Annotated in this window: 28 protein-coding genes and 1 pseudogene; 11 read left to right on the top strand and 18 right to left on the bottom strand. The window is 63.4% G+C overall.

The genetic code is table 11. The features are described from left to right. The first annotated feature begins 42 nt into the window (after positions 1-42). Positions 43-2022, top strand: a complete 1980-nt coding sequence (locus CKW06_RS21715; RefSeq protein ID WP_024957940.1) for a BCCT family transporter — start codon at positions 43-45, stop codon at positions 2020-2022. Positions 2023-2144: 122 nt separating this feature from the next. Continuing rightward, on the top strand, positions 2145-3416 hold the full coding sequence (locus tag CKW06_RS21710) for a DUF2254 domain-containing protein (protein WP_024957939.1): 1272 nt from the start codon (positions 2145-2147) through the stop codon (positions 3414-3416). A gap of 72 nt (positions 3417-3488) precedes the next feature. On the opposite strand, the gene CKW06_RS21705 is transcribed toward CKW06_RS21710, so the two are convergent. From CKW06_RS21705 to CKW06_RS21685, 5 genes are read right to left on the bottom strand one after another with little or no spacing between them, the layout of a single operon-like run. After that, positions 3489-4250, bottom strand: coding sequence for a sulfite exporter TauE/SafE family protein (locus CKW06_RS21705; protein ID WP_024957938.1), 762 nt, complete (start codon positions 4248-4250; stop codon positions 3489-3491). Between the two features lie 18 nt (positions 4251-4268). After that, positions 4269-4706 (bottom strand): protein tyrosine phosphatase family protein, encoded by a 438-nt coding sequence (locus CKW06_RS21700; RefSeq protein ID WP_024957937.1) that lies wholly within the window; start codon positions 4704-4706, stop codon positions 4269-4271. After that, a complete protein-coding gene (locus CKW06_RS21695; RefSeq protein ID WP_024957936.1) occupies positions 4703-5134 on the bottom strand; it encodes a DUF6691 family protein in 432 nt (143 codons plus the stop codon). Before CKW06_RS21695 ends, CKW06_RS21700 begins: the two co-directional genes overlap by 4 nt. Beyond that, positions 5131-5571, bottom strand: coding sequence for a YeeE/YedE family protein (locus CKW06_RS21690; RefSeq protein WP_032964199.1), 441 nt, complete (start codon positions 5569-5571; stop codon positions 5131-5133). Before CKW06_RS21690 ends, CKW06_RS21695 begins: the two co-directional genes overlap by 4 nt. Next, positions 5568-6509, bottom strand: coding sequence for an MBL fold metallo-hydrolase (locus tag CKW06_RS21685; RefSeq protein ID WP_024957934.1), 942 nt, complete (start codon positions 6507-6509; stop codon positions 5568-5570). The genes CKW06_RS21690 and CKW06_RS21685 overlap by 4 nt, the downstream gene beginning before the upstream one ends. 172 nt (positions 6510-6681) lie before the next feature. On the opposite strand from CKW06_RS21685, the gene CKW06_RS21680 reads away from it, so the two are divergent. After that, positions 6682-6975 carry an ArsR/SmtB family transcription factor gene (locus tag CKW06_RS21680; protein ID WP_024957933.1) on the top strand — a complete coding sequence of 98 codons (294 nt, stop codon included), beginning with the start codon at positions 6682-6684 and terminating at the stop codon, positions 6973-6975. A 263-nt stretch (positions 6976-7238) separates the two neighbouring features. On the opposite strand, the pseudogene CKW06_RS21675 reads toward CKW06_RS21680, so the two are convergent. After that, a pseudogene (locus CKW06_RS21675) lies at positions 7239-8144 on the bottom strand (YifB family Mg chelatase-like AAA ATPase); the annotation flags it as partial. A gap of 262 nt (positions 8145-8406) precedes the next feature. On the opposite strand from CKW06_RS21675, the gene CKW06_RS21670 reads away from it, so the two are divergent. After that, the gene (locus tag CKW06_RS21670) at positions 8407-9165 is read left to right on the top strand and encodes a carbon-nitrogen hydrolase family protein (RefSeq protein ID WP_024957932.1); all 759 of its coding nucleotides are present in this window, start codon (positions 8407-8409) and stop codon (positions 9163-9165) included. 99 nt (positions 9166-9264) lie between these two features. On the opposite strand, the gene CKW06_RS24240 is transcribed toward CKW06_RS21670, so the two are convergent. The 5 genes from CKW06_RS24240 to CKW06_RS21650 all read right to left on the bottom strand — a co-directional run bounded on the left by CKW06_RS24240 (position 9265) and on the right by CKW06_RS21650 (position 13765). Beyond that, positions 9265-10911 carry an XVIPCD domain-containing protein gene (locus tag CKW06_RS24240; RefSeq protein ID WP_425513023.1) on the bottom strand — a complete coding sequence of 549 codons (1647 nt, stop codon included), beginning with the start codon at positions 10909-10911 and terminating at the stop codon, positions 9265-9267. A gap of 15 nt (positions 10912-10926) precedes the next feature. Beyond that, complete coding sequence (locus CKW06_RS24235) at positions 10927-11964, bottom strand: hypothetical protein (protein WP_425513024.1); 1038 nt, start codon at positions 11962-11964, stop codon at positions 10927-10929. 41 nt (positions 11965-12005) lie between these two features. Further along, positions 12006-12668 carry an imm11 family protein gene (locus CKW06_RS21660; RefSeq protein ID WP_024957931.1) on the bottom strand — a complete coding sequence of 221 codons (663 nt, stop codon included), beginning with the start codon at positions 12666-12668 and terminating at the stop codon, positions 12006-12008. A 100-nt stretch (positions 12669-12768) separates the two neighbouring features. After that, a complete protein-coding gene (locus tag CKW06_RS21655) occupies positions 12769-13365 on the bottom strand; it encodes a hypothetical protein (protein WP_024957930.1) in 597 nt (198 codons plus the stop codon). Positions 13366-13408: 43 nt separating this feature from the next. Continuing rightward, on the bottom strand, positions 13409-13765 hold the full coding sequence (locus tag CKW06_RS21650; protein WP_024957929.1) for a hypothetical protein: 357 nt from the start codon (positions 13763-13765) through the stop codon (positions 13409-13411). A 630-nt stretch (positions 13766-14395) separates the two neighbouring features. On the opposite strand from CKW06_RS21650, the gene CKW06_RS21645 reads away from it, so the two are divergent. After that, on the top strand, positions 14396-14998 hold the full coding sequence (locus CKW06_RS21645) for a DUF998 domain-containing protein (protein ID WP_024957928.1): 603 nt from the start codon (positions 14396-14398) through the stop codon (positions 14996-14998). Positions 14999-15200: 202 nt separating this feature from the next. Here CKW06_RS21645 and CKW06_RS23665 read toward each other — a convergent pair whose 3' ends face one another. The 5 genes from CKW06_RS23665 to ubiK all read right to left on the bottom strand — a co-directional run bounded on the left by CKW06_RS23665 (position 15201) and on the right by ubiK (position 18015). Further along, the gene (locus CKW06_RS23665; protein WP_138927662.1) at positions 15201-15782 is read right to left on the bottom strand and encodes a hypothetical protein; all 582 of its coding nucleotides are present in this window, start codon (positions 15780-15782) and stop codon (positions 15201-15203) included. Between the two features lie 150 nt (positions 15783-15932). Continuing rightward, on the bottom strand, positions 15933-16115 hold the full coding sequence (locus CKW06_RS24035; RefSeq protein ID WP_231910981.1) for an SOS response-associated peptidase family protein: 183 nt from the start codon (positions 16113-16115) through the stop codon (positions 15933-15935). 430 nt (positions 16116-16545) lie between these two features. Then, a complete protein-coding gene (locus CKW06_RS23660; RefSeq protein WP_143568547.1) occupies positions 16546-16755 on the bottom strand; it encodes a hypothetical protein in 210 nt (69 codons plus the stop codon). A gap of 447 nt (positions 16756-17202) precedes the next feature. After that, on the bottom strand, positions 17203-17637 hold the full coding sequence (arr, locus tag CKW06_RS21630; protein WP_024957926.1) for an NAD(+)--rifampin ADP-ribosyltransferase: 435 nt from the start codon (positions 17635-17637) through the stop codon (positions 17203-17205). A 126-nt stretch (positions 17638-17763) separates the two neighbouring features. Beyond that, positions 17764-18015 (bottom strand): ubiquinone biosynthesis accessory factor UbiK, encoded by a 252-nt coding sequence (gene ubiK / locus CKW06_RS21625; RefSeq protein WP_005419983.1) that lies wholly within the window; start codon positions 18013-18015, stop codon positions 17764-17766. A 155-nt stretch (positions 18016-18170) separates the two neighbouring features. On the opposite strand from ubiK, the gene CKW06_RS21620 reads away from it, so the two are divergent. Beyond that, positions 18171-18509 (top strand): P-II family nitrogen regulator, encoded by a 339-nt coding sequence (locus CKW06_RS21620; RefSeq protein ID WP_005411374.1) that lies wholly within the window; start codon positions 18171-18173, stop codon positions 18507-18509. A gap of 150 nt (positions 18510-18659) precedes the next feature. After that, positions 18660-19604 carry an IS481-like element ISStma1 family transposase gene (locus tag CKW06_RS21615; protein WP_012479022.1) on the top strand — a complete coding sequence of 315 codons (945 nt, stop codon included), beginning with the start codon at positions 18660-18662 and terminating at the stop codon, positions 19602-19604. Between the two features lie 213 nt (positions 19605-19817). On the opposite strand, the gene CKW06_RS21610 is transcribed toward CKW06_RS21615, so the two are convergent. Continuing rightward, positions 19818-20477, bottom strand: coding sequence for an RIO1 family regulatory kinase/ATPase domain-containing protein (locus CKW06_RS21610; RefSeq protein ID WP_024957654.1), 660 nt, complete (start codon positions 20475-20477; stop codon positions 19818-19820). Between the two features lie 434 nt (positions 20478-20911). On the opposite strand from CKW06_RS21610, the gene CKW06_RS21605 reads away from it, so the two are divergent. After that, positions 20912-21817, top strand: a complete 906-nt coding sequence (locus CKW06_RS21605; RefSeq protein WP_024957655.1) for an aspartyl/asparaginyl beta-hydroxylase domain-containing protein — start codon at positions 20912-20914, stop codon at positions 21815-21817. 118 nt (positions 21818-21935) lie between these two features. Here CKW06_RS21605 and speE read toward each other — a convergent pair whose 3' ends face one another. Continuing rightward, positions 21936-22787, bottom strand: a complete 852-nt coding sequence (gene speE, locus CKW06_RS21600) for a polyamine aminopropyltransferase (protein ID WP_005411371.1) — start codon at positions 22785-22787, stop codon at positions 21936-21938. 191 nt (positions 22788-22978) lie between these two features. Between speE and speA the strand changes: the two genes are divergently transcribed. From speA to CKW06_RS21585, 3 genes are read left to right on the top strand one after another with little or no spacing between them, the layout of a single operon-like run. Next, the gene (gene speA / locus CKW06_RS21595) at positions 22979-24868 is read left to right on the top strand and encodes an arginine decarboxylase (protein WP_005411370.1); all 1890 of its coding nucleotides are present in this window, start codon (positions 22979-22981) and stop codon (positions 24866-24868) included. A 37-nt stretch (positions 24869-24905) separates the two neighbouring features. Beyond that, positions 24906-25226 carry a DUF6122 family protein gene (locus tag CKW06_RS21590; RefSeq protein ID WP_024957656.1) on the top strand — a complete coding sequence of 107 codons (321 nt, stop codon included), beginning with the start codon at positions 24906-24908 and terminating at the stop codon, positions 25224-25226. 10 nt (positions 25227-25236) lie between these two features. Beyond that, complete coding sequence (locus CKW06_RS21585; RefSeq protein ID WP_024957657.1) at positions 25237-25563, top strand: hypothetical protein; 327 nt, start codon at positions 25237-25239, stop codon at positions 25561-25563. The last annotated feature ends 240 nt before the right edge of the window (positions 25564-25803 follow it).

The raw sequence follows: 25803 nt of genomic DNA, 5'->3' as shown, positions 1-25803 counted from the left end.
CGCAAGCCAGAGGCTTCTTCACCCAACAACACGGAGGTATCCATGCAGAGCACGGCTCCGCAACATCCCCCCGTTCGCCAGCGGATCCTTCCGCAGGTGTTCATTCCCACGGCAGCCATCGTCATCGCGCTGCTGGCGCTTGCTGCCATCGCGCCCGATATAGCCACGCGGTGGTTCACCGCGGCCAAGTCATGGGCTGCCAATGATGCAGGCTGGTTCACCATCCTTGCGGTGGCCGGCTTCCTGGTCTTCGTCGTCGGCGTCGCCATCAGCAGTTACGGCCGCATCAAACTCGGCCCTGACCACAGTACGCCGGACTACAGCTACGGCTCCTGGTTCGCCATGTTGTTCGCTGCCGGCATGGGCATCGGTCTGATGTTCTTCGGCGTTGCCGAGCCCATCATGCACTACGCCACGCCGCCGGTCGGCTCGCCCGAGTCGGCCGCAGCTGCCCGCCAGGCCATGCGCATCACCTTCTTCCACTGGGGCATCCACGCATGGGCGATCTACGCAGTGGTAGCGCTGTCGCTGGCGTACTTTGCCTACCGGCACAATCTCCCGCTGCGTGTCCGATCCGCACTGTATCCGCTCATCGGCGATCGTATCCACGGCCCGTTGGGGCATGCTGTAGACACGTTCGCCGCGCTGGGTACCATCTTCGGCCTGGCCACCTCGCTGGGGCTGGGCGTCATGCAGATCAACGCCGGCCTGAACTACCTGTTCGGCCTGGAGGTCAGTACGCTCGTCCAGGTTGGCTTGATCACCGTCATCACACTGGTGGCGACCGGCTCGGTCGTGGCTGGCCTGGACAGCGGCGTACGCAGGCTGTCCGAGCTCAACATGATCCTGGCGGCAGCGTTGCTGGCCTTCGTGCTGGTCTGTGGACCCACCGTGCACCTGATGCAGGCACTGGTGCAGAACACCGGCATGTACGTTTCCCAGCTGTTCTCGATGACCTTCAACCTTTATGCCTACGAACCCACGGGTTGGCTGGGTGGCTGGACGCTGTTCTACTGGGGCTGGTGGATTGCCTGGTCGCCCTTCGTTGGCATGTTCATCGCGCGCATCTCACGTGGACGCACCGTCCGTGAGTTCGTGGTGGGGGTGTTGCTTGTGCCGCTTGGCTTCACATTCCTCTGGATGACCATCTACGGCAACACCGCGTTGCACATGGTGCGGGCGGAGGGCATCCAGCAGTTGGTGCAGGCGGTCTCAACCGACAGCTCGACGGCGCTCTTCGAGTTTCTGGAGCACCTGCCGCTGACCATGCTGACCTCTTCGCTGGCGGTCATCCTGGTTGCGCTGTTCTTCGTAACCTCAGCGGACTCCGGTGCCCTGGTAATCGACATGCTTACCTCGAAGGGTGAGCAGGAATCGCCGGTCTGGCAGCGGATCTTCTGGGCGCTGCTGGTCGGCGGCCTTGCGATTGCCCTGCTGGTGGCCGGCGGCTTGGAATCATTGCAGGCGGCCACCATTGCCAGTGCGTTGCCATTTACGATCGTCATGATCCTGATGTGCTGGGGACTGCTGAAGGCCATGCATCTGGATGCAACCAAGCGCTCGATCCTGCGCGAGGCACGTATCTTGCCGGGTACCAGCGAGGATTGGCGGGCGCGCCTGCGCCTGCTGGCGCACAATCCGTTGAAGATCGAGGTGACCGGCTTCATCGAGCAGCGTGTCATCCCAGCATTGGAAGAGGTTGCGGCTGAGCTGCGCAAGCAGGATCTGCCGGTCCAGGTCTCCAAGGGGGAGGATGGTCGTGCGTGGCTGCAGGTTGGCCATGGCGAGGAGATGGACTTCTTCTACTCGGTACGGCCCCAGCCCTATGAGCCGCCGACGTTCGCCCTGCAGGATCCCCGTCGGCCGGTCAGCGAGGGTACCCGTCATTACCGTGCGGAGGTCTATCTGCGGGAGGGCGGGCAGGACTACGACGTCATGGGATGGACCAAGGTTCAACTCATCCACGATGTGCTCGATCAATACGAGCGCCACCGTCAGTTCCTGGACAAGGTGCGCTCGTAGAATCTGCACACAGATGCCGCCCGGAGTAGCGGCATCTGCCTTGGGTCGGGCATGACCCTGCGTTGACGTGGCCTCGGCGCCCGGCCGTGCTATTGATGGTCGAACTTCCCAGGAAGTAGCCCATGCTCACCAGATTGAGGCTTGCAGCCAGCAAAGTTACAAAGCGGATGTGGTTCCGTTCGACCCTGTATGGCGCCCTAGGCATCATCACGGCGTTGGCGGGCGCGTTCCTGAAGTTCCTCATTCCCGTCGGCCTTGCCGCGCGGATCGGCGCAGATTCCGTCGGCAACATTCTTGGCATTCTTGCCGCGTCGATGCTGACGGTCACCACTTTCTCGCTGTCCACCATGGTCTCGGCCTACGGGTCCGCGTCCAGCAGCGCCACCCCGCGCGCGGCCCGCCTGCTGATCGAAGACACCCGGGCCCAAGGTGCGCTGGCCACCTTCATTGGTGCCTTCCTGTTCTCGATCGTGGGCCTCATCGCGCTCAGCACCGGCATCTACGGAGATAGCGGCCGGCTTGTACTGTTCGGGGCAACTATCGCGGTCATCATCGTCATCACAGTGACGTTGCTCCGGGCTATCGAGCAGTTCTCACGCTTTGGCCGCGTCGGCGAAACCATCGATCTGGTGGAGCGGGCGACCCAAGTGGCAATGAAGCGCCGCGCCGAGGAGCCTTCGCTCGGCGGAGCCAGTGCGGTTCGGGTAGGAGAGGGGGCGGTGCAGCTGGTCGGCGATCAGGTGGCCTACGTTGAACACGTGGATGTCGGGCGGATCAACGCCATTGCGCAGGAACATGATCTACGCGTTCATCTGCTCTGCCAGCCGGGTACGTTCGCAACCCCAACCCGTCCGTTGATAGCCATCGAGGGAAATCTACTTCCTGAAGTACAGAGTAAAGTGATCTCAGCCATTTCCTTTAGCGACGCGCGCTCCATCGAAAATGACCCACGGTTCGGGCTGGTCGTGCTTGCGGAAATTGCCCAGCGAGCCATGTCACCTGCGGTGAACGACCCTGGGACCTGCATCGACGTCATCGGGACATGTGTCAGGCTGCTCTGTGCATGGTCCAGCCACGGAGGGGACGCTGCGACAGGCGAGGTGCTGTATCCGCGCGTGCACGTGCAGTGTCTCGACGTACGCGACATGTTTGAGGACGCGTTCACTCCGATTGCCAGGGATGCCGCCGCGTCCCTGGAGGTCAGTATCCGGCTGCAGAAGGCCTTCGCAGCGTTGGCAGGGTCCTCGAATGAAGCGACAAGAGTCGCATCACAGGCGCATGCCCGCATCGCGTTGGAGCGCGGCCTATTGGCCATGGATTTCGAAGCTGATCGCGAGGCGCTTCGAGCCGTCGCATCTTATTTGACTCTGGAGGATGTGGACCACCGTTCGTAGTATCTTCCTATCAAAGCCTTTGAAGCGCTGCGCTGGCTATCAGTGCTCGGCTGTGGTCTGGAGCACATCCGGTCAGCTCACCTTCCACAGCATGTATGCGGCAGTAATGAAGATCAGTACTGCAAATACCGTGTTCAGAGCTCCACGATAGTTGGCCAGCTTCGTCGAAGTTGCTGCACCTGCAATACCGCCAGCCACGCCGGCAACGACGAAAACTGCCGCGAGCTTCCAGTTGACCAGACCTATACGCGCGTAGTTCAGTGCGGTGGTCATGCCAAATGCGGCGACGGCGACGAGCGAGCTTCCGACTGCGGCGATCATCGGCATGCCCGTCGCGGCCACCAGTGCGGGCACGATGAGAAAGCCTCCGCCAATGCCAAAGAAGCCAGAAAGCCCGCCGGCGGTGGCGCCCAGCCCAATCAGCGCGGGCGCGTTGCCTCTGCCGAGCCGAGCGTCCGTGAGTCCAGGCGTGTTGCGCCTGCGAAGCATGGCGATGCCGACAACGATCATAGCCACAGCAAACAGCGCCAACAGGCTCCTGCCGTCGAACGCCTTGCCCAAGCTGGAACCCAGGTATGCGCCCGCGATCCCCGCCAGAGCGAAGACCGAGGCACAAGGCCATCGAACGTTCCCTCTACGGGCATGTATCACCAGATTCGACACCGCATTGACCGCTACTGCCAGGGCGCTGGTGCCGATAGCCACATGCGGATCTCCCACTCCGACCACGTAGAGCATCAGTGGTACCGCCAGGATGGATCCGCCCCCACCGACCACGCTCAGGACGAAGCCGACCAGGACGCCAGACAGGCCGCCCAGAACCAACTGCAGCAGAGATAGCGCTTCCATATGTCAGTCGCCGGACGCCGGGCCTTGCTGCAGCCGTGTTGCGATGGAAGAAAGGTCATAGCCTGCATCCGAAGCAACAGACAGGACGTGGTCAAACGCCGCTCCATTGTGAACGACTTCCGACAGCGCCCAAAGCATCGCAGCACGGGTGCCGGTTCTGCAGTACGCGGCAACAGGGCTTGGCAGCGCTTCGATCAACGTGGCAAAGGTATGCACCTGATCATCGGTAATGACGCCAGGCAGCGCAGGAAGATAGGCAAACTGCATGCCCGCCTGGTGGCAGGCGGCCTGCAGCGCATGGTGACTGGGCTGCTCCGGCTGTTCATCGTCGGGGCGGTTGCAGATCACGCTCGCAAAGCCCTGCTCCTTCAGGGCTTCAATGTCCTTTGGCAGGAGCTGGCCGGACACCTTGAGGCTGGCGGAGAGTGGCTTGAGGTTCATGGTTTTCCCGTAGTTGCAGTGGGGCGGTGAATGAGGCCATGCAGGAGCACGCCAGCGATCATTGCCGTGGCGAAGATGATCGCGAAGGGCTGGCCGGTTCCCAGCAACGCGATGGCTGGGCCGGGACATAGTCCGGCCAGACCCCAACCCAGGCCGAATATCGCCGCACCGATCACCAGGCGCCGATCGATGATGCGATGGGCGGGAATGTGCAGCGATACGGCAAGCAGCGGCGTTTTGCGGGCGCGTATCCACAGGTAGGCTGCGCCGGAAGGGATCAGTGCGCCCAGCATGACCAGCGCCAGGGAGGGGTCCCAGGCGTCGCTCACCTCAAGGAAAGCAAGCACGCGGGCTGGGTTGGCCATATCGGATACGACCAGGCCCAATCCGAAGAGTGCGCCGCACAGGAACGCGGCTAGACGGATCATGCCGGGCCCCCGGTCGTAATCTGTACCAGGGTTGCCGTGGCCATGCCCACGAGCATGAACACGCAGGTCGCCACCACCGACCGCGGCGATGCCCGGCCCAGGCCGCAGACACCGTGCCCACTGGTACAGCCAGCCCCAAGGCGAGTTCCGTAACCCACCAGCAGTCCGGCGATCACCAGCACCACAGTTCCGTTTGCGGAGAGCGCCGGCAGGGGTATGGGTCGGGCCGCCAATGCCAAGCCTGACGCCAGGACAAGTCCTGCCAGAAACAGGACTGCACCGCTGCGCCCGCCGTCACCCGTCATGCCCAGTGTCTTGGCAAGCAGTCCCGAGATGCCAGCAACGCGCCCGAGAAGGAGTAGATAGGCTCCGGCCGCTGTTCCGATCATGGCACCGCCAGCGAGCGGCCAATACCAGGCCAGGTGAGAGAGCGTCATAGCAGGTCCACCGGCAGCTTGAGATATCGCACGCCGTTTTCCTCGGGCTCGGGCAGATGGCCGGCGCACATGTTGACCTGCACTGACGGCAGGATCAGCCGTGGCATCGGAAGTGTGGCATCACGAGCCTCCCGCAGTTCCACAAACATGGCTTCGCTCACGCCCTCGTGCACATGCATGTTTGTTGCCCTTTCGGCACCGATGGTAGTTTCCCATGCGAAATGGTCCCGGCCGGTGGCTTTGTAGTCGTGGCACAGGAATACGCGGGCGGCGTCGGGCAGGAACAGCAGGCGCTGGATCGAGCGATACAACTGGCGCGCTGAGCCACCTGGGAAGTCGCATCGGGCAGTGCCGTAGTCCGGCATGAACAGCGTGTCGCCAGGAAATACGGCGTCGCCGATCACGTACGCCAGACAAGCGGGAGTATGGCCTGGCACGTGCAGCGACATCGCCTGCAGATTACCGATGCGGAAGGAGGCACCGTCGGCGAACAGGTGATCGAACTGGCTGCCATCCCGCTTGAATGCAGTACCGGCATTGAAGAGCTTGCCGAAGGTTTCCTGGACTGCGGTGATGTGTTCGCCAATAGCCAGCGCGCCTCCCACCTGCTCCTGCAGCCATGGAGCCGCGGACAGGTGGTCGGCATGCGCGTGGGTTTCCAGCAACCACTGCACCTGCAGGCGCTCGGCACGCACGTAGTCCACCAACGCCGATGCGGAGGAAGTGGACGTGCGGCCTGCGGCCATGTCGAAGTCCAGGACGCTGTCGATGATGGCGCACGCTGAAGAAGTTGGATCGCGTACGACGTCGCTGGCAGTGAACGTAGCAGGGTCAAAGAACGTCTTCACGGAAGGTGAGGGAAGCAGGCCGGCACGCGCATCGCTGACCAGGCGCACAGCCTGGTCCAAGGGGGCGTCTACCGCTACGGATGGGATCATGGCTGGCTCCAAGAGGCTTCGCGACCTGAGAATTACATAGTTACGTAATATGTGCAACTATGGAAATATGCTAGATTGGACGCGTGCCCGCATGGTCTTTGCATCACATCACCTGCCCAAGTTGCCCTTACCCGTGACCAGCCCCCCATTCAGCCCGTCAGACCTAGCCACGATGAAGGAGCGCGTGCCTGAAGTGGCCGAGTTGCTGCGCTTCATGGCCACCCCCTCGCGCCTGTTGCTGCTATGCCAGCTCGCGCAAGGTGAAATGACGGTGGGCGGACTGGAGGAAGCCACCGGCATTCGACAGCCGGCGCTCTCCCAGCAACTGGCCGAACTCCGTCAACGAAAGCTCGTAGCGACCCGACGGGAATCGCGGTCGATCATCTACCGCATGGAAGACCCGCGCGTTGCAGCACTGCTGGGCGCGATGCATGGGATTTTCTGCGTGGACGATGCATCAACTTGACGTGATCTAAAGCGTCCTGGAAGGGGCGGGCTGGACTTCCTGACCCAGGGAATTTAGGCAACTGGCGTAGTCTGCCCCAAAACCCTTTGGCCACAGCGGGCCCGAGGTCTGCTGCGGCCTAGGGGTATTCATGAGGGAGGGGGTGGCTGTCTGCTTCTGGTCGGAAACGGACCCCGCACATGGTGACTATGTGAAACGCAGTGAGTACTCCCTCTTCCCGTCAGAAGCCGACGTGTTGTCAGTCAACTTGACGACCTAAGGACGAGCTCATCCAGGAACAGCACGCCGTGATGGGCCAACGAGATTTCGCCAGGGCAGGGCGGGTTGCCCCCACCCACCAGCGCCGCCGCACTGGCACTGTGATGCGGTGCCCGAAAGGGCCGCTGCCGCCACCGTCGCGGGTCCAGTCCTTCGCCACTCACCGATGCAATCGCGGCCAGCTGCAGCGCCTCAGTCTCTTCGGTATCCGGCAACAGGCTGGGCAGGCGCGAAGCCAACAGCGTCTTGCCGCAGCCAGGGCTGCCGATCAACAACAGATGGTGCCCACCGGCGGCCGCCACTTCCAACGCGCGCCGTGCATGCGCCTGCCCCCGCACGTCGGCCAGATCGGGCAGGGGCAACGGCGTCGTGTCCACGCGCTCCACGGGTGGCAGCAGGCGCGGATTGCCCAGCCCGGCGCAGCACTCCAGCAGCGTACGCGCTACACGCACATCGGCGTGCTCGGCCAACGCAGCCTCTGCGGCATTCCCTGGCGGTACCACCAGGATGTGACCGGCTTCAGCGGCGGCAATCGCGGCCGGCAGCGCACCCGCCACCGGCCGCAGTTCGCCGGTCAGCCCCAGCTCGCCCAGAAACTCGTATTGAAGCAGCGACTGTGGATCGACCTGGCCGCTGGCCGCAAGAATGCCCAAGGCAATCGCCAGGTCGTAGCGCCCGCCTTCCTTTGGCAGGTCGGCGGGCGCCAGATTCAGGGTGATGCGCCGCTGTGGAAAGTCGAAGCGAGCGCAGAGCAGGGCGGCCCGCACACGCTCGCGGGATTCGCGCACGCTGGTTTCGGCCAGGCCAACGATCTGGGTGACAGGCAGGCCGCCAGAGAGATGCACTTCCACCCGCACCAGCGGGGCATCGACCCCGGCGCGGGCACGGCTGTGGACCAGCGCCAGGCTCATGTGTGGTTTCCTGCGGATGGATGTTCGATGGTGCGGCAGGCATTCGTCACGGCGCCATCGGGCATTGCGGGTGAAACGGCTAGGGGGATTCCGGTCAAGGGCGATCCTTCGCTCTGAATAGTCATCGCTGCGCATCAGGAGTCGCCTCGCTGAAGCGTCAAGATCGCGCCTCGATCCCCGATGGATGCACTCAACCGGCGGTTGCATAATCAGCGTACGAGGCGGTTCTTGCTTCGGCCTGCGTCTGAGTAGAGAGGATGGAATGAAGATTGTTGCAGCACAGATGCGATCAGCCCCTGGCGACATCGATGGCAATATCGAACGGCACGTGCACTTCATTGAACGGGCCGCTTCGTGTGGCGGTGCAGCGGTCCTCTTTCCGGAGATGTCGCTGACCGGCTATGAGCCACGGTTGGCCGAACAGCTTGCAATGACGGCAGATGATGTACGTCTGGAGGTATTCCAATCTCTGAGCGATCGGCACCAGATTCTGGTCGCAGTCGGTGGGCCATATCGTGGCAACGATAGGCCGGAGATCGGCATGTTCGTCTTCCGCAGCGGTCAGGCGCCGGATGTCTACACCAAGCAGATGCTGCATGCCGACGAACTGCCTTATTTCAAGGCAGGAACCACGTCCCTGTCAGTAACCCTTGGAGAGGAAATTCTTGTCCCCGCCATCTGCTTCGAGTCGCTACAGATGGAAAGTGCATTGCGGGCCAAGGACGCGGGAGCGACGGTCTACGTTGCCAGTGTTGCAAAGAACATGATCGGTATGGAGCGGGCTCACCGCCACTACGCAACAGTCGCGCGGGAGCTTGGGATGATCGTGTTGGCATGCAATGGCGTGGGCCATGCCGATGGATTCGAGATGACGGGAGGGTCTGCAGCCTGGGACAACAGTGGTGCGCTCAGGTGCAGCGCCGGAACTGGAGACGAGGCATTGGTGGTGTATGACCTCGCAGAACAGAGCGGTAGTACCGTGACACTCCCAGCAATGGGCACGCTCGGGAGTGCGGGCTAACCTCCGGAAGGCTTGAGATGTTCGGAGGGAGCATTCGCCTGATTCCGTCCAGGCAGGAACCCTGGCGTTCTCATGAAGAACCCAAGCGTCACGTTGCCATCAACCCAACCGCGGCCCCTGCCGGCTCTCTTCCTGCTGCCGTTCCTGCGCTTGCGCCAGCTGCTGCGACTGCTCCCGATCCTGAGCGCCGAGGCTCCGGTTGGCCGCTGCATACTGCTGCTCCGGTGCGACCGCCAGGGCGTCCTGTATTGGCATCTGCACCCGGTTGGCGGCGGGGTCCGATGACGCGCCCGGTCCTGAGCGCGTCACGAACAGCGTGGCGCCCGCAGCACGGGTTTCGGTGGCCTCACTCAGTGCCATGTCTACCTGGTCGCCGGGCTTGAACCCGGCTTCTGCTGCAAGCCGGTAGGCGCTGGCCAGCAGGCGGTCGCTGTTCTGGTCCCACGGCTTGTTGTTCTTCTCATCCAGCATGGCTACCGACGAGCGCAGCTGTTCCAGCAGCCCGCTGCCATCTGGGCGCAGGGCCGTGCCGTGGCGCCGGTCTACGTCAGCGTCGTGCTGCGTGGCAGGCCTGGAGGTGTGTGGCGGCGATGCACTCGGTGCGGGCTCAGGTGAAGCTGGCGCGCGCGGCAGGGCATCCGCGGGCTGCTGCTCCGCAGTCGAGCGCTGCACGTGTGCCTGGGCAATCTCCTGTGGCGTGGTGACGCAGACGATCTGCATGCGTTCGTCATCTTTCCCGGCCAGTGTGGCCAGCGAGCCATCCTTCTGTACCTGCAGCATGAACGTACCGAAGTCGGGCACGGCGCGTGCATGATCCTGGGCAACGGCGGCTACGGCATCATCAATCTCTTCGGCACTGCGCACAATGCCGGCACTACGGTAGGCGTCCACCACCTGGCTGCGCAGGCCGTATTCGGTTGGCGTGGGGTTGGCCCGGGCGATGTCGGCCATGGACGTCAGCTCCTGTACGCCGGCCTGCTGGCTCTGGCGCGTACGATTGAGCTCCTCGACGATGCTGCCCTCGGCCAAGTTGGTGCCATACACCCAACCCGGCGTTTGCCACTGCCCGTTGGCGTCCTGCGTGTACTTCTCGCCGTTGGAAGCGCGCAGGGGCTGCGTCTGGGTCAGCGCGTTGGTGATCACCTCCGGTACCGGCTCAATGGTGGCGAACTCGTGCCAGTTGTACTGGTTGAACGCCACCTGGTAACGGGCGGCAAGCGCCTCCGGCGTGTTCAAGGCGTTCTGGGCAATGATGCGCTGCGATTCCCGTTCCAGTTGGTCGGACTTTTCCGGGCTGACGGGCACGCTGTAGTCAAAGGGGACGCGTCCATCAATCATTGAGTGGATGGAGAGGTTCCATTCGCCGTTGTGCGGATTGCGCACGTAGTGGCGGTTGGTTTCAAACGGCTCGCGCGGCGGCGTACTCTCGCCGCCTGCATCGAGCTTGAAGGGGTTCTGCGGCTTGGGCAGGTTGGCCATGCCCAGTGAATATGAGTCGTTGGCGGCTTTGTAGTTCAGCTCATCCTGCAGCCGGCCACCGGCGACAACCGTGGTCTCGCGGTAGCTTCCGTCGGGCTGCGGCATGCGCACGCTGAGCCTCCAGGTGCCCTTTGCATCTTCCGGATCGCGGCTCCATTCGTTGCCGCTGCGGTCCACCTGGGTGTAAACGGCCTTCTTGTCCTGGTACTGGGCCCAGTACTCACCGGCGAAGCCACCGGCCACGCCGCCCAGCAGCCCGGTGGCCATCGCACCTGGCCCGGTTCACGAGCCGGTGACCAATCCGTACCCCGCGCCCAACAGGAAGCCGCCGCCGAAGCCGCCTGCAGTGCGCCCCACGAAGTGGGTGGCCGCAGATTTTGCGCCGGCGTTGTTGCCCTCGCTGTGCAACTCAGCCACGCGGTGGCCGGTGATGGCGAAGTCCACGGCCAGTGCGGCAACACCCGCGGCCCCGAGTACGCGTGCGCCGGTAATCTGTCCCCGCGCGGTGGCAGCTTCGGCGGCGCCTTCCGCAGCGCCAGCGCGCCCAGCAGAGCCGGCCAGTTCCGGAGCGGTGGTTGCCGGGCCAGGGCGCACGATGGTCAGTGGCATCTCCGGGTTGAACGCCGTACGCACGCGGGCCGCGGTGTGCTCGCTCAGCGGCAGGCGGCCGCCCTGGTTGGCCTCCTGGATTGCGGTGCCCAACGATGCGCGGCCCCCCCAGCGCTCGCTCAGGGTGGAGTTGCCGGATTGGTCGATGGCATCCAGCGCCGCCGTCACGTTGGCTTCGGAGCGGGTGACGCCGCGCCAGCGCAACTCGGTCGGGTTGAGGGTCTTCAGTTCCGCAATCTGCGCGGCGTGGGTGCGCTGGTAGCCGTCCAGATCGGCGAAGAAGGTGCGGATCCTGGCGTTGGCTTCGGCCGGGGTCATGTTCTCCGGCGTGTTGGTGACCAGGTCGCCGTTGAGGATGCCGGCGCGAAGCGTGAACTCCAGGTTCTGGATGCGGGCAGCCATACGCTCGGCGGCGGCAGCGCGCACATCCGGCGCAGAATCCTTCGCCAACAGCGCTCGGCCATCGTAGGTTTCTGCGAGGTCGTCGAGAACGAACTTCAGTTGATCCGAGTACGCACTCAACGGGCCGCCCGAGTGCGGCGATATACCCAACCGGATTGCCAGCGCGGGGTTCGCGGGCAGGTTGAGGATGTTGTCGGAACCGTGGAGCGTGAAATGACCACTCCTGGCAAGCGACTTCAGCAGCTGGCTTTGTTCGAACGCATTCTGTTCGATCAGATGGTGTCCCTGGAAAACCGGTGTGTCGGCCATGCGCACCACCTCATTCAAGAATCCGTTTGAAGGAGCTCGTCCTAGAGATCGGCTACATCGCGCAGCCGTACGCCGGAGAAGTTGGCGGCATTCAATGCATCAAACATCGCGCGGTCGCAGATGGGCGGTGCGCCCATGCGATCCTGGCGGAAGATATGGGCATCACCCACAACGTCCTGTTTGAACACCAGGCTGGCGCCGCCGACGAGGCTGTAAAGCTTCTCGTCCTCGCCGGTCTGATAATTGTGGTCGAGCTTGATTCTCACGCGGGACGAGGCCTCATCCAGGGCGTCGAGCCTGCGCAGCACATTGCCCAGGTAGTACTGGGGCCCGGGGCTGCCGTCGGCAAGGCTGAAGTCGCAGGCCACAAAGGCAAACGCCTGGGGGTCCATCTGCTCAAACAGCTGCTTCAACGGTTCCGACACAATCCAGATGCCAGCGAGCTCTTCCAGATCGCGTGGCATTGCGCCCTTCTCGGGCACATGAACCAGGTGGGGGCGCTCCGGATACTGGCCTGGCGTTCCATCAGGACGCGAGATGACATTCATCCCCGGATCGATCAGCTTGTCTTCGTTGGCGATCTCTATACCGGGTACCCCGCCGTTGCTCAGCAAGCCTGCGTCGATCAGGAAGAATTCGCCCTTGTGAGATGCGGCTTCGGCTGAAACTTCAGTGGCGGTCGATTCGGTCACGGGGGCTTCCATCATGGATGCGGGGGCAGAACGGGAAAAACCGTTGAGCCGATGCTAGCGGGGCTTCTGCGCAGCCACAAGTTGCGCCGAAACGGTGCCGAGGGCACGTGGTTCACGCGGCTCTTTTGGAATTTCGGAGCAATGCCGAGGATGATGCTGCCATTCCTTTCACTGCCTGCAATGGTCTGCTGGATAGGCGGAATGACGAGGGAGATTCCAGCCGAGGGTGGCCTGGGTCCCTGAACACGCAGCGCTGGTCATCAGGCACCGACCTGTCAAGGCGCCCAAGCCGTGCCTCAACCCACGAAGGCCCCGCACTTTCCACCAGCAACCGCCCCTGGCTCTGGTGCAGATCCAGCCAACGCTCGAAGCTGGTGCGCAGACGCTCGATGTCTGGCGCCCGCCAGCGTGCATCGGCGGGCATGCGGATCAGCACGCGCGAGGGCGCGTTCTCCACGTCCATCACCAGCACGCCCTTGCACCGGATCTCGAAGGACGTCGCCCCGGCATGGCGCGCGTGCAGTTCAAAGCCCTCGTGGGCCTTCGCGGTCACGAAGCCAAGTGCATCACTGTGCAGCAGGCGGTAATCGGCCGGCCGCAGCTTCTGGTAGGCCCACACCTGATCGCCCGCAGGCTCGGGCCACCCCATCCACACCGCCGCCATGATCGAGGCGCACACCGCCGCAGCGGCAAGGCTGTGGTTCTTCATTTGTCACCCCAGACACAGGCAGAAACGTACGCGCCACAAGCGCTCAGTCCTTGGGCCGTACCCGTTCGTGGATGAACGCAGTAAGCGCCAGATCGGCCATCACCAGCCCCTCCATCACCCGGTCGCCCACGTACTGCTCAGGCTCACCGTTCTGGCGCGTGCGTTCGGCCGCCAGCAGGATCTCCTGCACGATGCGCTGGCCAGTGAGTGCGCAGTCGGCGTCGGACAACGCCATCTGCCGGCTGCGCAGGTGATGCCGCTCGGGCCAGGGCTGGCCGTCGGCCGCAGCACCCGCGCCGATGGCGTGCAGGATGGCGATGAGGCTGTTGGGATCCAGGGCCGGGGCGGCCGAGGGCGCTTCCTGGATCGGGCGCGGGGGAGGGGAGTGCGGCGTGGTCATGGCGGGCTCCGTGCAAGCAGGCAGAAGCCGCCACCGATAAAGGTGGCGGGCAGAGCGTGGCTCGAAAACCGGTTGCTAGACAAAGCCGGCGGGCACGAGGCCCCCACGCCCCGCCCGCCATAGCCGGCAGACGGATTGCCAGCCGGCACCACGTGCGGTGGTGCCGGCTGGCAAGCGCAAACTTACGTCTAGCAATCCGGGTTTTCGAGTCCCGACCACCGATGCACGGTGGCGCAGTAACGATTACCTGCTGTTGTTCGGAATGCCAACGGGTAGGGGTCAATGCCGCCAAAACCCGAGACGCTTTTGGCATTGTCGCATAGCGTTGGATGGGGCGAGAGCCTTGGCGTGCTTGGCGCAGCGGCACTTCTGGAACGGAGTCGTCAGAACCTTCCGTCAGAGATGTGGGGCGCGGCAAATGCGACAGCATTGGTCCGACGGTCGCTGATGGATGCCGCGTATTTCGCCTCCATTCGTGAGTGACTTTCTGCCTATTGACCCCGTGGGGCGTCACGCAGAGTCTGACTACCGCTGTAGTCACCAGGAACTGTCCTGCCCGCAGCAGGAAGGTTCTGCGGCGTTTGAACGGACTCCACCCACTGGCGCAGGCCGCTACAAGGATCACTGTACGTGTTACGCCGCAATCGACTTCTTCTGTCTGCGGGTCTGCTCCCGCTTCCGTGGTTCCTGTTCTGGACCAGCGTTGCTGCCCTGTTCGCGCCGGGTTACAACCCGCTTGCCCAGCACGCCAGCGAGCTGCTGCAGGCGCCCACGCTTGCAAGCATCTGCGGCAGGATTGCGGCTATCGGCTCCGGTATGGGCTTCGTGGCGTTCTCCATCGGGGTATGGCGGGAGTCCGGTCGCCGGATTGCAGTAGGTGCAATCTGCTGGTTGGTCTTTGGCATTTCCATGCTGACCAACGGGCTCTGGCCCATGGGCCATCCGATGCACGGCTTCTACACCATCGGTATCGCCAACATCATTGCACCGGCGATGTCGCACATCGAATTGAGCGCGTGGTCGGCCAACCGAAGGGCGTACGCCGTGACCGCTGCGGTGAGCGTCGCGGGGATTGTCTATCTCTGGTTGAACGTGGTGGGAGTGGATCCGGAGGGGCTCAGGGGGCTGACCCAGCGCGTGTTCTCGTCGATCAACTCGCTGTGGCCGTTCCTGGTTGCGTTGTACCTGCTGCGCAGAGGGTCAAGCGCGCTGCGGACGCAGCCTGCGCATTGATAGGACGGGCAGGGCAAGAACATGGATAGCTGTTGAGCGTGTGGGGCTTAGAAGGGATGAATCTCTCGCCGTCACCTGATCTACGTTCAAGCGAATCAAGCCAACTTCGTTGCCCGCGTGGTCGGTGGTGACAGAACCACTCGTCGTCAGTGCCATGATATTGGCAATGGCGTGGCTCCGATGAGGAGCTTCGTGCTCCTGCTCATGCACATGGTTGCTTCGGAATGTGGATTTGTCGGTAATCGACGATACCTGAAACGTAAAGAATCATCTGTGCCATCAGTTCAGTTCCATCGTAATGGGACAAGAAAGCGCTAGCGGATTCACCCTGCATGCTTCGGTCGATGGAATATCTACGCCATTGCACCGGGACCACCGCGTGACGTTCAAAGTGCCATCGTCCATTGTGACTGAATGCGTTGCGTAGGTGGTGTGCAAACGCAAACCAGTGTTCTTTCTTTAGGCTCTCCCATTCGCCGATATGGCGCGCATATGCCCTGACAGTGTCGACGGAGTCGCTAAGAACTTTCTGGAAAGCTAATTGAAGAAGTGCTGCAGCCTCGTCTTTTTCCGTGGCGCGATTGAATGAGACGATTCGTGCATTTCCAGCTGGTTTCTCCGCACCTTTGAGATTAACGAAGAATCCAGCTTCCGAGAAGACGATCTCGTGCTCGAGGATGAGCTTTCCGCTTGACGATCCCGTGAGCAATGCATACGCCGCACCCGCGACGAAGAATCGCGTGCGAGCATGTTGCAGATTCGCATGTGCGGTAGTCTGGTCCACTGATCTTCGCTAGTTGCCGTTCTCTGGCTACTATGCCACGGGAACGAGCAAGGCCTCGCTGTTGTTGCGAAGCGTGCTCACCACGCGCCTGACAAGGTGGGCCCCATCGGCGTCGGCCTTAATCCAATCCTCGGCCTGGCCAAGTGCCAGTCATACTAGCGGGCGGTCATGAAGGTCCGCCGTCACACTGCTGCTGTCGCCGGTGGTCACGGTGAAGGTGGCCAGATTGTCCTCGCCCACCAGCTTGCTGGCGTTTCCCCAAGCGCCTGCAGCCCGCAGCGGCGTCGCAGAACGGATGAACCCCGGGTACTTCATCTTGTCGTCAGGGTTGATGGACCACTCGTAGTAGCCCGCTATCGGGATCAGGCACCCGCGTGCATGGAACGTGCTCCGGGCTACCCGATACGGGCATTGATGGTAGAGCCTTGCAGGCTCTTCGCCTTTGCCCAGAAAGGCAGGAGGCCCCTGGACGGTCGCTGCACCTACAGGCCCTTCGCCTCAACTCGGAACCACGATAGAGCGCTTTGTGGGCGCTAGGTTGTACCTCGCTGGTATGGACAGCAGGTCGCCCACTAGGTTGGGAGCTCAAACCGATGGCGCGTCGGATCTGGGTTTGGACAAATCGGCCGCATATGACTTGGGCTCCTTTCATTGATCTTCGCTTCGCGCAAGCACTACCTGCGTCATGAGAATCAAGTCTCCGGACGCACTTGATCTGGTAGTGTTTGCAGTACAGGTTGTTCTCCCCGCGGATCTGGCCGCGCTAACGGTAGTTCAAGTGGTAGCGCAGAAGGGCTGAGGCGCCGTGATGACCGCGTTTGGCTGAAATGATCTCGCCTGCATCGATCAGCGACGATGGAAGCGGCTTCGTAGCACGATTGAAAGCAATGCGCCGTGCTTCGTCGCGCCATTGGTATCGTTCAAGCATTCGGAGCGGCAGAATGTTTGCGCTGTCGAAAGTGACCTTGCTCATGTGTCTCACGCTATGCCTTCTGGCCTGCACTCAACCCGGTAGCACCAACAACAATGTGGTTGCAGGGAGCAGAAGCGAAAGCTACGGCCACGAGTCTGCAGCGCTGATGGAGGCCAAAGCCCGCTCTGGCGACGGGCACGCTCAGGCGTTGGTCGAGAATCACTATCGCGAGATAGGCAAAGCAGCAATGTACAGGCAATGGATGGAGGAGTGGGTTTCCAGAGGAGACCTCGCATCGATGCAGCGCCTCGCTTCCCATCTCATTCCGTTGGGCGGAATCGAGAATTGGCGCCGGGCTTAAGTGATGCTGGTGCGCGCGCGCTTGTGACGGACGACGATGCCTCGTTCCTTGGAGGGCTCGACTCCACGATGCGACAGCTTAAGGGTGAGCTACCAGGCAGCACGTCTTGCAAGTAAGGACTACAGTGCCGCGCCGATCTTCCTCCATCAATTAATGATCTCCCCACTCCCCGAAGCAACAAACGCCTTCAACTGCCGAACGAACTCCGCGTCGTAGAGCTCCCACTCCACAATCTCCCCAACCACCCGCAATGGCTGCGCACTCCGATATGACTGCGTCGGATTCCCGGGAAATTTCTTGTTGGTCACATTCGGATCGTCTTCAAACGGCCCGGTCGGCTCCACCACATATACGCGCGGCCGTCCTTCGCCCCTGGCCATCTCCGCAGCCAACCCGGCGCCCTTGGCAATCGTGGTGAAGTAGACGTGGTTCATCACCACGCTGTCGCGATAGTTGGAGCGGAAGCCCGCGCTCAGCAGCTCGCCCACCGCCAGATTAGCGCGGGTGCCGTGATAGAACGGTCCGGCGACCTGGTCGCAGGTGTCATGCGAAACGGGTGTCCAATCGGTGTCCTGCGCCATCGGCACTGCCCCTGCGTGTCCTGCCGGATCGACAGGCCGGCGAGTCTAGGGCGCCCGGTGGGCCTTGCTGCAAGGCCCCATCCGGGAAATAATCTGTGAACGGGAGGCGCGGTGCGCCTCCTTTTTTCATTCTGCGGCGCCGCGCCCTTCCAGCTCGCGCACGGCCGTTTCCAGCGCATCCAGCTTTTGGCGGGTCTTCAGCAGCACGGCGCGCTGTACTTCGAACTCCTCGCGGGTGACCAGGTCGAGCTTGGCCAGGCCGGCCTGCAGCGCGCTCTTGAAGGTGGCCTGCAGTTCCTCGCGCGATTCGCGCAGGCCCGGCGGCACCAGGTCGCTGAGGCGACGGGCGAGGTCATCGATTTGGTTCAGGTCGATCATGGGGTGCTCCGTGGGGGTGGGCCCGTGCATCCGGCGCGGGCAGGCCATTCGGGCACAAGGATACTGCTGGCACCCACTGCCCGGACAGGCCGCAGCGGCTTCGCACGGGCCTCGTTCAGGCGCTATCCTCCACGCCGGAAGACAGGAGATAGACGATGAAGATGGTCATGGCGGTGATCAAGCCGTTCAAGCTCGACGACGTGCGCGAAGCGCTGGCCGAGCGTGGGGTCACTGGCATCACGGTGACGGAAGTGAAGGGCTTTGGTCGCCAGAAGGGCCACACCGAGCTGTACCGTGGCGCGGAGTATGTGGTCGATTTCCTGCCGAAGGTGAAGCTGGAAGTGGCGGTGACCGATGACCAGGTGGAGGCCGTGGTTGAGGCCATCGTGAAGGCCGCCGGCACCGGGAAGATTGGTGACGGCAAGGTGTTTGTGTACGACCTGGGCAGTGTGGTGCGTATTCGTACCGGTGAGTTGGACGCGGACGCGTTGTAAGCGCGCCGCGGGCTGCCGGCACACGACAGGGATGCCGGAATGGGACGAGGTAGAGTCGACTGTTAGTTGTGATCTCTCTGTACGTTGTTCATCCGGGACATCTTTGGAAAATGGTGGTTACCACACCTCTCCAGACCCCAAAGAGCCCGGATGAACCACCATAAAAATGCCCGTTTGACCGTCCATAGTCGAGCACTTCTTATTCGCCGCATCCTCCACGAGGGCCTGCGCCCAGAGGAAGCAGCCCAAGCATGCGGCGTAAGTGTGCGTACGGCCTACAAATGGCTGGCCCGATTCCGCCAGTTCGGGGCACCGGGGCTGGAAAACCGCAGCTCACGGCCTCACCAGACGCCGCATGCCACACCTGCTCCGGTAATCGAGCAAATCAAGGAGCACCGCCGTAAACGGCAGACCTACCTGACCATCTCCAAGGCGCTGGGGGTCGGCCACAGTACGATTTCAAGGCTGATGCGTGCCCACGGCCTCAATCGGCTGTGTCGGCTTGAACCGCCCAAGGAGGTCATCCGATACGAATACGATCAGCCCGGAGGGCTGCTGCACCTGGACATCAAGAAGCTGGGCAACTTCCAGCGGCCAGGGCACAGAACCGATGCCAAACGTCGGGGAAACGCCGCTGGCGGTGGCTGGGGCTACGTCCACGTGGCCATCGACGATCACTCCCGGGTCGCCTTCAGCAGCGTCCACCCCAACGAACAGGCCGAAACCGCCTGCCAGGCGCTGCTGGGCGCTCTGCAGTACTACGCCAGCCTGGGAATCACCTTCAAGCGGATCCTGACCGACAACGGTGCCTGCTATCGCTCCACCGCCTTTGCCAAGCTGCTCAAATCCCTTGGGATCAAGCACATCAGAACCAAGCCCTACACGCCGCGGACCAATGGCAAAGCCGAGCGCTTCATCCAAACCAGCCTGCGCGAATGGGCCTACGCCCGCGAATACGCCTCCTCGGACCAGCGCAATTCCGTGCTGACCCAATGGCTGCACCACTACAACTGGCACCGCCCTCACATGGGGATCGGTGGCCAGCCACCTATTTCCAGAGTCCTGCTGAACAACGTGGTGGGTTTACACAGTTAGTCGACTTGCGCGCGCAGCGCGGGGTTTTTCGGCTTCGGAACGAAGAGCAGTCGACTAACAGTCGACTCTACCTGATAAGGCGCACACAGCAGCCGAGATGTCGTCCCCATCGGCGCACGCACCCCCCGAGGCATCGTCCCCGTCGGGGCACGCAGCCCCCCGGCGCTGTCCCATCTCATCTCGCGATCCATCGCCGCCCGAAAGACGCGGCGCTTACCGCCGCTTGGCCCACTTGTAGAACCGCTTCCAGCCCTGCCGCACGGCCGCGACCCAGCCCGGGTCGGCCACCAGTGCGGCCTGCGCGGCGCTCGGCGCCTGGCCGGTCACGCGCTGACGGATCTTCAGCAGGTTCTTCATGTCGCTGCGGCTCAGTTGCCGGCTCAGCGGGTTGCGGCGCAGCCAGCGTGGAGCGCGCCAGGCCGAGGTGAAGTCCAGCAGCACCGGCACGCCGCCACTGACCACCACGTTGGTGCCATGCAGGTCGTTGTGGGTGATGCCGGCGGCGTGCAAACGGCTGAGCGCGTGCTGCAGCTGCTCGAACACGTCATTGCCCACGGCTTGCGCGGTGCTCAGGGTCTGGCCGGGGATGAATTCCATGCCCAGCGCCAGGCCACCGAGGGTGCCGAGCAGCGCGGGGGCGTGCTTCCAGCCGCCGAGGCGCTGCAGCATGCGGGCCTCGCGGCGCACCATCAGTCGCGCGATTAGCGAAACGGGCGTGCCGCGGTAGCGGGAATAGTCCTTGATGACTGCCTCGCGCCCGTCCAGGCAGGTGCGATAGACGTCGGGGGCCAGGAAGCGTTCGCCGCGCTTGAGCAGCAGCGGGGTGGCGGCCTCATCGCCGCAGGAGGAGGGGGGCAGAGCAGGAAGATACATGTCGGGGTCTCGGACGACCCGGTGGGTGGCGCAAAGCGTCAAGCGAACCGGTGTTACAGGGAGTTACTAAGTTTTCGTTAATTTTAGTACTCGCCAGTTCGCTATTCCACGATTTGTCGGAGAAATGTCAGGGGCGTGGCTGGAACAGTTCGTCGCGCTCAATCGGACAATTATGTCTCACTTGGTCGACGGTTCTTTCCGAATCAATAGGTTGGGCGTCGCATCGGTTCGTTCATCCGCGGCCCGCTGAACGTCGCGCACGTCCGGCTTGACCCCGACGCACGGCCTGCCGACCATAAGCTGTTAATTCGCGACATCGGCGGCCGCACCCTTCGGCACGTCCCGTTCCCTGCCGCGTTCCTTACCGGTGCTGGCCGCCAGGCCGTGCACCACCCCGATTCCCGTTCCGGCCGCGGCTGGAGGAAAGTGCTTTGATCATCAAAATCGTCATTGCAGCGCTGTTCGTCGCCTGCGTGCTGTACATCCACTTCCGTGGCAAGGTCCGCGCGCGCTGGTCGCGCCAGCTGCTGGACCACTCCAGTTTCATGGCCCCGATCAACGTGGTCATGTACATGTTCTCGAAGGTGCCGACCACGCCGTTCCTGGACCCGGCCAAGGAGTTCCCGCAGCTGGAGCCGCTGCGCCAGAACTGGCAGATGATCCGCGACGAGGCGCTGGCGCTGCGCGATGCGCAGAAGATCGCCGCGTCCAGCACGTTCAATGATGCCGGTTTCAATTCGTTCTTCCGCCGTGGCTGGAAGCGCTTCTACCTGAAGTGGTACGGCCCGTCGCACCCGTCGGCGAAGGCGATGTGCCCCAAGACCACGGCGTTGCTGGAGTCCCTACCGGACGTGCGCGCGGCGATGTTCGCGCAGCTGCCGTCGGGCAGCGAACTGCGCCCGCACCGCGACCCGTTCGCCGGTTCGTTGCGCCTGCACCTGGGCCTGGCCACGCCGAACAACGACGGCTGCTACATCGAAGTGGACGGCATCAAGAAGAGCTGGCGCGATGGCGAGTGGATGATGTTCGACGAGACCTACATCCACCACGCGCACAACGAGACGCCCGATGACCGGGTGATCCTGTTCTGCGACATCGCCCGCCCGCTGCGCTTCGGCCTGCCGGGCCTGTTCAACCGCGCGGTGGCGGCCACGCTGCTGGCCGGCGGTGCATCGCCGAACCTGCCGGGTGACCCGACCGGTGGCGTCAACAAGGCGTTCGGCAGCGTCTACAAGGTGCGCCTGAAGGCCAAGGCACTGCGCGAGCGCAGCGTGGTGGCCTACCAGCTGATCAAGTGGGGCCTGGTGGTGGCGGTGATTGCCGGTATCTGGGCGCTCTGATCGTTACATGAGGTTGCCGGCCAGCGGCCGGCACTACCGGAACATGAAAAAACCCGCGCTGTCGCCAGCGCGGGTTTTTCTTTTGCATGGGTGGGTGCCGACCGTTGGTCGGCACGCATTACTTCAGTGCCGCCTGCACGAACGGCGGGGTCACCAGCACGCCGGTGTGCAGCGCGGCGGTGTAGTACAGGGTGTTGAAGGTCTTGGCAGCCGAGTCGGCCTGGCGGAAGTCGAAGCTGCTGTCGCCCTTGCGCGCCATGGTCACGCTCCACCAGCCGGTGGGGTAGCACGGCTGCGGGAACGGCAGGGTCTTGAACGAGCCGAAGCCGGCCTTGCCCATCTCGGTGCGCATTTCGTTGATCAGCTCCAGCTGCATCAGCGGCGACTCGGACTGCTGCACCAGGATGCCGTCGTCCTTCAGGGCCTTGAAGCAGCTCTCGTAGAAGGCTTTGTTGAACAGGCCTTCACCCGGGCCGACCGGGTCGGTCGAGTCCACGATCACCACGTCCACGCTGCCGGCCGGGCAGTTGGCCATGTAGGCCACGCCGTCGTCGAACAGCAGCTCGGCGCGGGCGTCGTCGTTGGAGTCGCACAGTTCCGGGAAGTGCTTGCGCGCCATCACCGTGACCTGCTCGTCGATATCGCACTGGGTCACGCTCTCCACGCCGGTGTGCTTGAGCACTTCGCGCAGGGTGCCGCAGTCGCCGCCACCGATGATCACTACGCGCTTGGGTGCGGCGTGGGTGAACAGCACCGGGTGGCTGATCATCTCGTGGTAGAAGAAGTTGTCCTTGCTGGTCAGCATGATGGCCCCGTCGATGGTCATCAGGTTGCCCCAGTCGGTGGTCTGGAAGATCTCGATCTTCTGGAACGGCGACTGCACCTCGTCCAGCTTGCCGGTGATGCGGTAGCCGATGGCCGAGCCGGTGCGCTCGAAGTGTTCGATGTACCAGTTGTTGCTGTCAGTCATTGGAAAACAGTCCTGTTCGGAGGGGTGGAGCCGGGCTGGCGGGCGGGGCCGCGTGGCACAGATGCCACATCCGGACGGATCGGCCTGTTCAGGTTGGAACCTGTCACGGGCGCGGGCGCGCATGATAACGAACCTGTGGGCATATAGGCGTTATCATGCCCCCCCTTTTATTGCCAACAAGGCCGACTGAAATGACCGATTGGTCCCTCGACCAAGCCCGCAAGACCTACTCGATCCCGCATTGGGCGGACGGTTACTTCGACGTGGATCAGGCCGGGCACATGGTGGTGAGACCGACCGGGGCGGACGGCCCGGTGGTGTCACTGCCCAAGGTGGTCGATGCGGCGCGCGCGGCCGGTGCCAAGCTGCCGCTGCTGGTGCGCTTCCCGGACATCCTCGGCCAGCGCCTGGGCAAGCTGCAGGCGGCCTTCGCCCAGGCCCAGCAGGACTGGGAGTACAGCGGCGGCTACACCGCGGTGTACCCGATCAAGGTCAACCAGACCCGCGGCGTGGCCGGCACCCTGGCCAGCCACCACGGCGAGGGCTTCGGCCTGGAAGCGGGCAGCAAGCCCGAGCTGATGGCCGTGCTGGCGCTGTCGCGTCCGGGTGGCCTGATCGTCTGCAACGGCTACAAGGACCGCGAGTACATCCGCCTGGCCCTGATCGGCCGCAAGCTGGGCCTGCAGACCTTCATCGTCATCGAGAAGCCGTCCGAGCTGAAGCTGGTGCTGGAAGAGTCGAAGGCGCTGGACGTGAAGCCGGGCCTGGGCGTGCGCATGCGCCTGGCCTCGCTGGGCGCCGGCAAGTGGCAGAACAGCGGTGGCGACAAGGCCAAGTTCGGCCTGTCCCCGCGCCAGCTGCTGGACCTGTGGAAGTCGCTGCGTGACACCGAGTACGCCGACTGCCTGAACCTGCTGCACTTCCACATGGGTTCGCAGATCTCCAACGTGCGCGACATCGCCAACGGCATGCGCGAAGCCACCCGCTACTTCGTGGAGCTGTCGCGCCTGGGCGCGAAGATCACCCACGTCGACGTGGGCGGTGGCCTGGGCGTGGACTATGAAGGCACCCGTTCGCGCAGCTTCTGCTCGATCAACTACGGCCTGCATTCCTACGCCAGCAACATCGTGCAGCCGCTGGCCAACGCGTGCGAGGAGTTCGGCCTCACCCCGCCGCGCATCGTGACCGAGTGCGGTCGCGCGATGACGGCACACCACGCGGTGCTGATCGCCAACGTCTCGGAAGTGGAAGAGGCGCAGGAAGGCCGCGTGCCGGACCAGCACGACGACGAACCGGCGGCGATTCGCCACCTGCGCGAGATCCACGACGAGCTGGACGTGCGCCCGGCGGTGGAACTGTTCCAGGAAGCGCAGCATTTCCATGCCGAAGGCCTGGCCAGCTACGCGCTGGGCCAGATCGACCTGCCGCAGCGTGCGCGCATCGACGATCTGTTCTACGCCATCGCCCACGGCGTGCGTGCGCGCCTGAGCTACGACGAGAAGAGCCATCGCCCGGTGCTGGACGAACTGAACGAGCGCCTGGTCGACAAGTACTTCGTCAACTTCAGCGTGTTCGAATCGATCCCGGACGTGTGGGCGATCGACCAGGTGTTCCCGATCGTGCCGATCGAGCGCCTGGATGAAACCCCGGACCGCCGCGGCATCATCGCCGACATGACCTGCGACTCGGATGGCATGGTGGAAACCTATGTCGAGAACGAGAGCCTGGACAGCTCGCTGCCGCTGCACAAGATGAAGCCGGGCGAGAGCTACCGCATCGGCTTCTTCATGGTCGGCGCCTACCAGGAAATCCTGGGCGACATCCACAATCTGTTCGGCGATACCGACGCGGTGGAAGTGCTGGCCGATGCCGATGGCTACGCGATCACCCAGCAGCGCCGTGGTGACACCACCGACGTGATGCTGGATTACGTGGGTTACCGCCTGGACGAACTGCGTGCGACCTATGCGCAGCGCGTGGCCGAGGCCCAGTTGTCGCCGGAACGCGCGCAGGAGTTGTCGGAGGCGCTGGAAGCCGGCCTGACCGGTTACACCTACCTGTCCGACGAACCGCTGGTCTGATGGACGGCGCCGGGTTTGCCCGGCGCCACCGTTGCAGATGAGCGTCCGCGCGATCTTCCACCTGTTCCTGCATGCCGCCGTGCCAGCCCTGCTGGCATGGCTGTTCTGGCGCAAGCGCTTTGCTTCGGCGTGGCTGCTGATGCTGCTGGGCTGGATCATCGACCTGGACCACCTGCTGGCCGATCCGATCTATGCACCGAACCGCTGCAGCATCGGTTTCCATCCGCTGCACACCGCACCGGCAATTGCCGTGTATGCAGGCCTGTGCGTGCCGAAGAGAACGCGGTTGTTCGGCTTCGGTTTGCTCATCCACATCGTGCTGGACGCGATTGATTGCTGGTGGATGCATCACCGTTGATGTCTGATGTGTGTCGACCAAGGTCGACACCTACCGGGTGTACGGCGACCGGTCGGATTGGCGCTTGGTAGAGCCGGCCGCTGGCCGGCTTCCCCAAGGCGTTTCCGGTGACCACGTGGTTGCCGGCCAGCGGCCGGCACTACCCATCGTTGGGTTGGCCAATGTCGACGCCTACCGGGCGTACGGCGACTGGTCGGATTGGCGCTTGGTAGAGCCGGCCGCTGGCCGGCTTCCGCAGGGCGTTCCCGGTGACTACGTGGTTGCCGGCCAGCGGCCGGCACTACCCACCGTGAGGTTGGCCAATGTGGACACCTACCGGGTGCACGGCGACCGGTAGGATTGGTGCTTGGTAGAGCCGGCCGCTGGCCGGCTTCCGCAGGGCGTTCCCGGTGACTACGTGGTTGCCGGCCAGCGGCCGGCACTACCCATCGTGAGGTTGGCCGATGTTGACACCTACCGGGTGTGCGGCGACCGGCCGGATTGGCGCTTGGTAGAGCCGGCCGCTGGCCGGCTTCCGCAGGGCGTTTCCGGTGACCACGTGGTTGCCGGCCAGCGGCCGGCACTACCCACCGTTAGG

The sequence above is a fragment of the Stenotrophomonas maltophilia genome, assembly GCF_900186865.1.
GTDB lineage: Bacteria > Pseudomonadota > Gammaproteobacteria > Xanthomonadales > Xanthomonadaceae > Stenotrophomonas > Stenotrophomonas maltophilia.
This window is presented reverse-complemented; position numbering and strand designations above follow the sequence as displayed.

What these genes read in the sequence shown, in the direction of transcription:
- CKW06_RS21680 (WP_024957933.1), top strand. Translation starts at nt 6,682, where the DNA reads ATGAAGGAGCGCGTGCCTGAAGTGGCCGAGTTGCTGCGCTTCATGGCC.
- CKW06_RS21690 (WP_032964199.1), bottom strand. Translation starts at nt 5,571, where the DNA reads ATGACGCTCTCTCACCTGGCCTGGTATTGGCCGCTCGCTGGCGGTGCC.
- CKW06_RS21715 (WP_024957940.1), top strand. Translation starts at nt 43, where the DNA reads ATGCAGAGCACGGCTCCGCAACATCCCCCCGTTCGCCAGCGGATCCTT.
- CKW06_RS21615 (WP_012479022.1), top strand. Translation starts at nt 18,660, where the DNA reads ATGAACCACCATAAAAATGCCCGTTTGACCGTCCATAGTCGAGCACTT.
- CKW06_RS21700 (WP_024957937.1), bottom strand. Translation starts at nt 4,706, where the DNA reads ATGAACCTCAAGCCACTCTCCGCCAGCCTCAAGGTGTCCGGCCAGCTC.
- CKW06_RS21590 (WP_024957656.1), top strand. Translation starts at nt 24,906, where the DNA reads ATGAGCGTCCGCGCGATCTTCCACCTGTTCCTGCATGCCGCCGTGCCA.
- speE (WP_005411371.1), bottom strand. Translation starts at nt 22,787, where the DNA reads ATGACTGACAGCAACAACTGGTACATCGAACACTTCGAGCGCACCGGC.
- speA (WP_005411370.1), top strand. Translation starts at nt 22,979, where the DNA reads ATGACCGATTGGTCCCTCGACCAAGCCCGCAAGACCTACTCGATCCCG.
- ubiK (WP_005419983.1), bottom strand. Translation starts at nt 18,015, where the DNA reads ATGATCGACCTGAACCAAATCGATGACCTCGCCCGTCGCCTCAGCGAC.
- CKW06_RS21695 (WP_024957936.1), bottom strand. Translation starts at nt 5,134, where the DNA reads ATGATCCGTCTAGCCGCGTTCCTGTGCGGCGCACTCTTCGGATTGGGC.
- CKW06_RS21710 (WP_024957939.1), top strand. Translation starts at nt 2,145, where the DNA reads ATGCTCACCAGATTGAGGCTTGCAGCCAGCAAAGTTACAAAGCGGATG.
- CKW06_RS21650 (WP_024957929.1), bottom strand. Translation starts at nt 13,765, where the DNA reads ATGACCACGCCGCACTCCCCTCCCCCGCGCCCGATCCAGGAAGCGCCC.
- CKW06_RS21685 (WP_024957934.1), bottom strand. Translation starts at nt 6,509, where the DNA reads ATGATCCCATCCGTAGCGGTAGACGCCCCCTTGGACCAGGCTGTGCGC.
- CKW06_RS21670 (WP_024957932.1), top strand. Translation starts at nt 8,407, where the DNA reads ATGAAGATTGTTGCAGCACAGATGCGATCAGCCCCTGGCGACATCGAT.
- arr (WP_024957926.1), bottom strand. Translation starts at nt 17,637, where the DNA reads ATGGCGCAGGACACCGATTGGACACCCGTTTCGCATGACACCTGCGAC.
- CKW06_RS24240 (WP_425513023.1), bottom strand. Translation starts at nt 10,911, where the DNA reads ATGGCCACCGGGCTGCTGGGCGGCGTGGCCGGTGGCTTCGCCGGTGAG.
- CKW06_RS23660 (WP_143568547.1), bottom strand. Translation starts at nt 16,755, where the DNA reads ATGAGCAAGGTCACTTTCGACAGCGCAAACATTCTGCCGCTCCGAATG.
- CKW06_RS21655 (WP_024957930.1), bottom strand. Translation starts at nt 13,365, where the DNA reads ATGAAGAACCACAGCCTTGCCGCTGCGGCGGTGTGCGCCTCGATCATG.
- CKW06_RS21620 (WP_005411374.1), top strand. Translation starts at nt 18,171, where the DNA reads ATGAAGATGGTCATGGCGGTGATCAAGCCGTTCAAGCTCGACGACGTG.
- CKW06_RS21610 (WP_024957654.1), bottom strand. Translation starts at nt 20,477, where the DNA reads ATGTATCTTCCTGCTCTGCCCCCCTCCTCCTGCGGCGATGAGGCCGCC.
- CKW06_RS24235 (WP_425513024.1), bottom strand. Translation starts at nt 11,964, where the DNA reads ATGGCCGACACACCGGTTTTCCAGGGACACCATCTGATCGAACAGAAT.
- CKW06_RS21660 (WP_024957931.1), bottom strand. Translation starts at nt 12,668, where the DNA reads ATGGAAGCCCCCGTGACCGAATCGACCGCCACTGAAGTTTCAGCCGAA.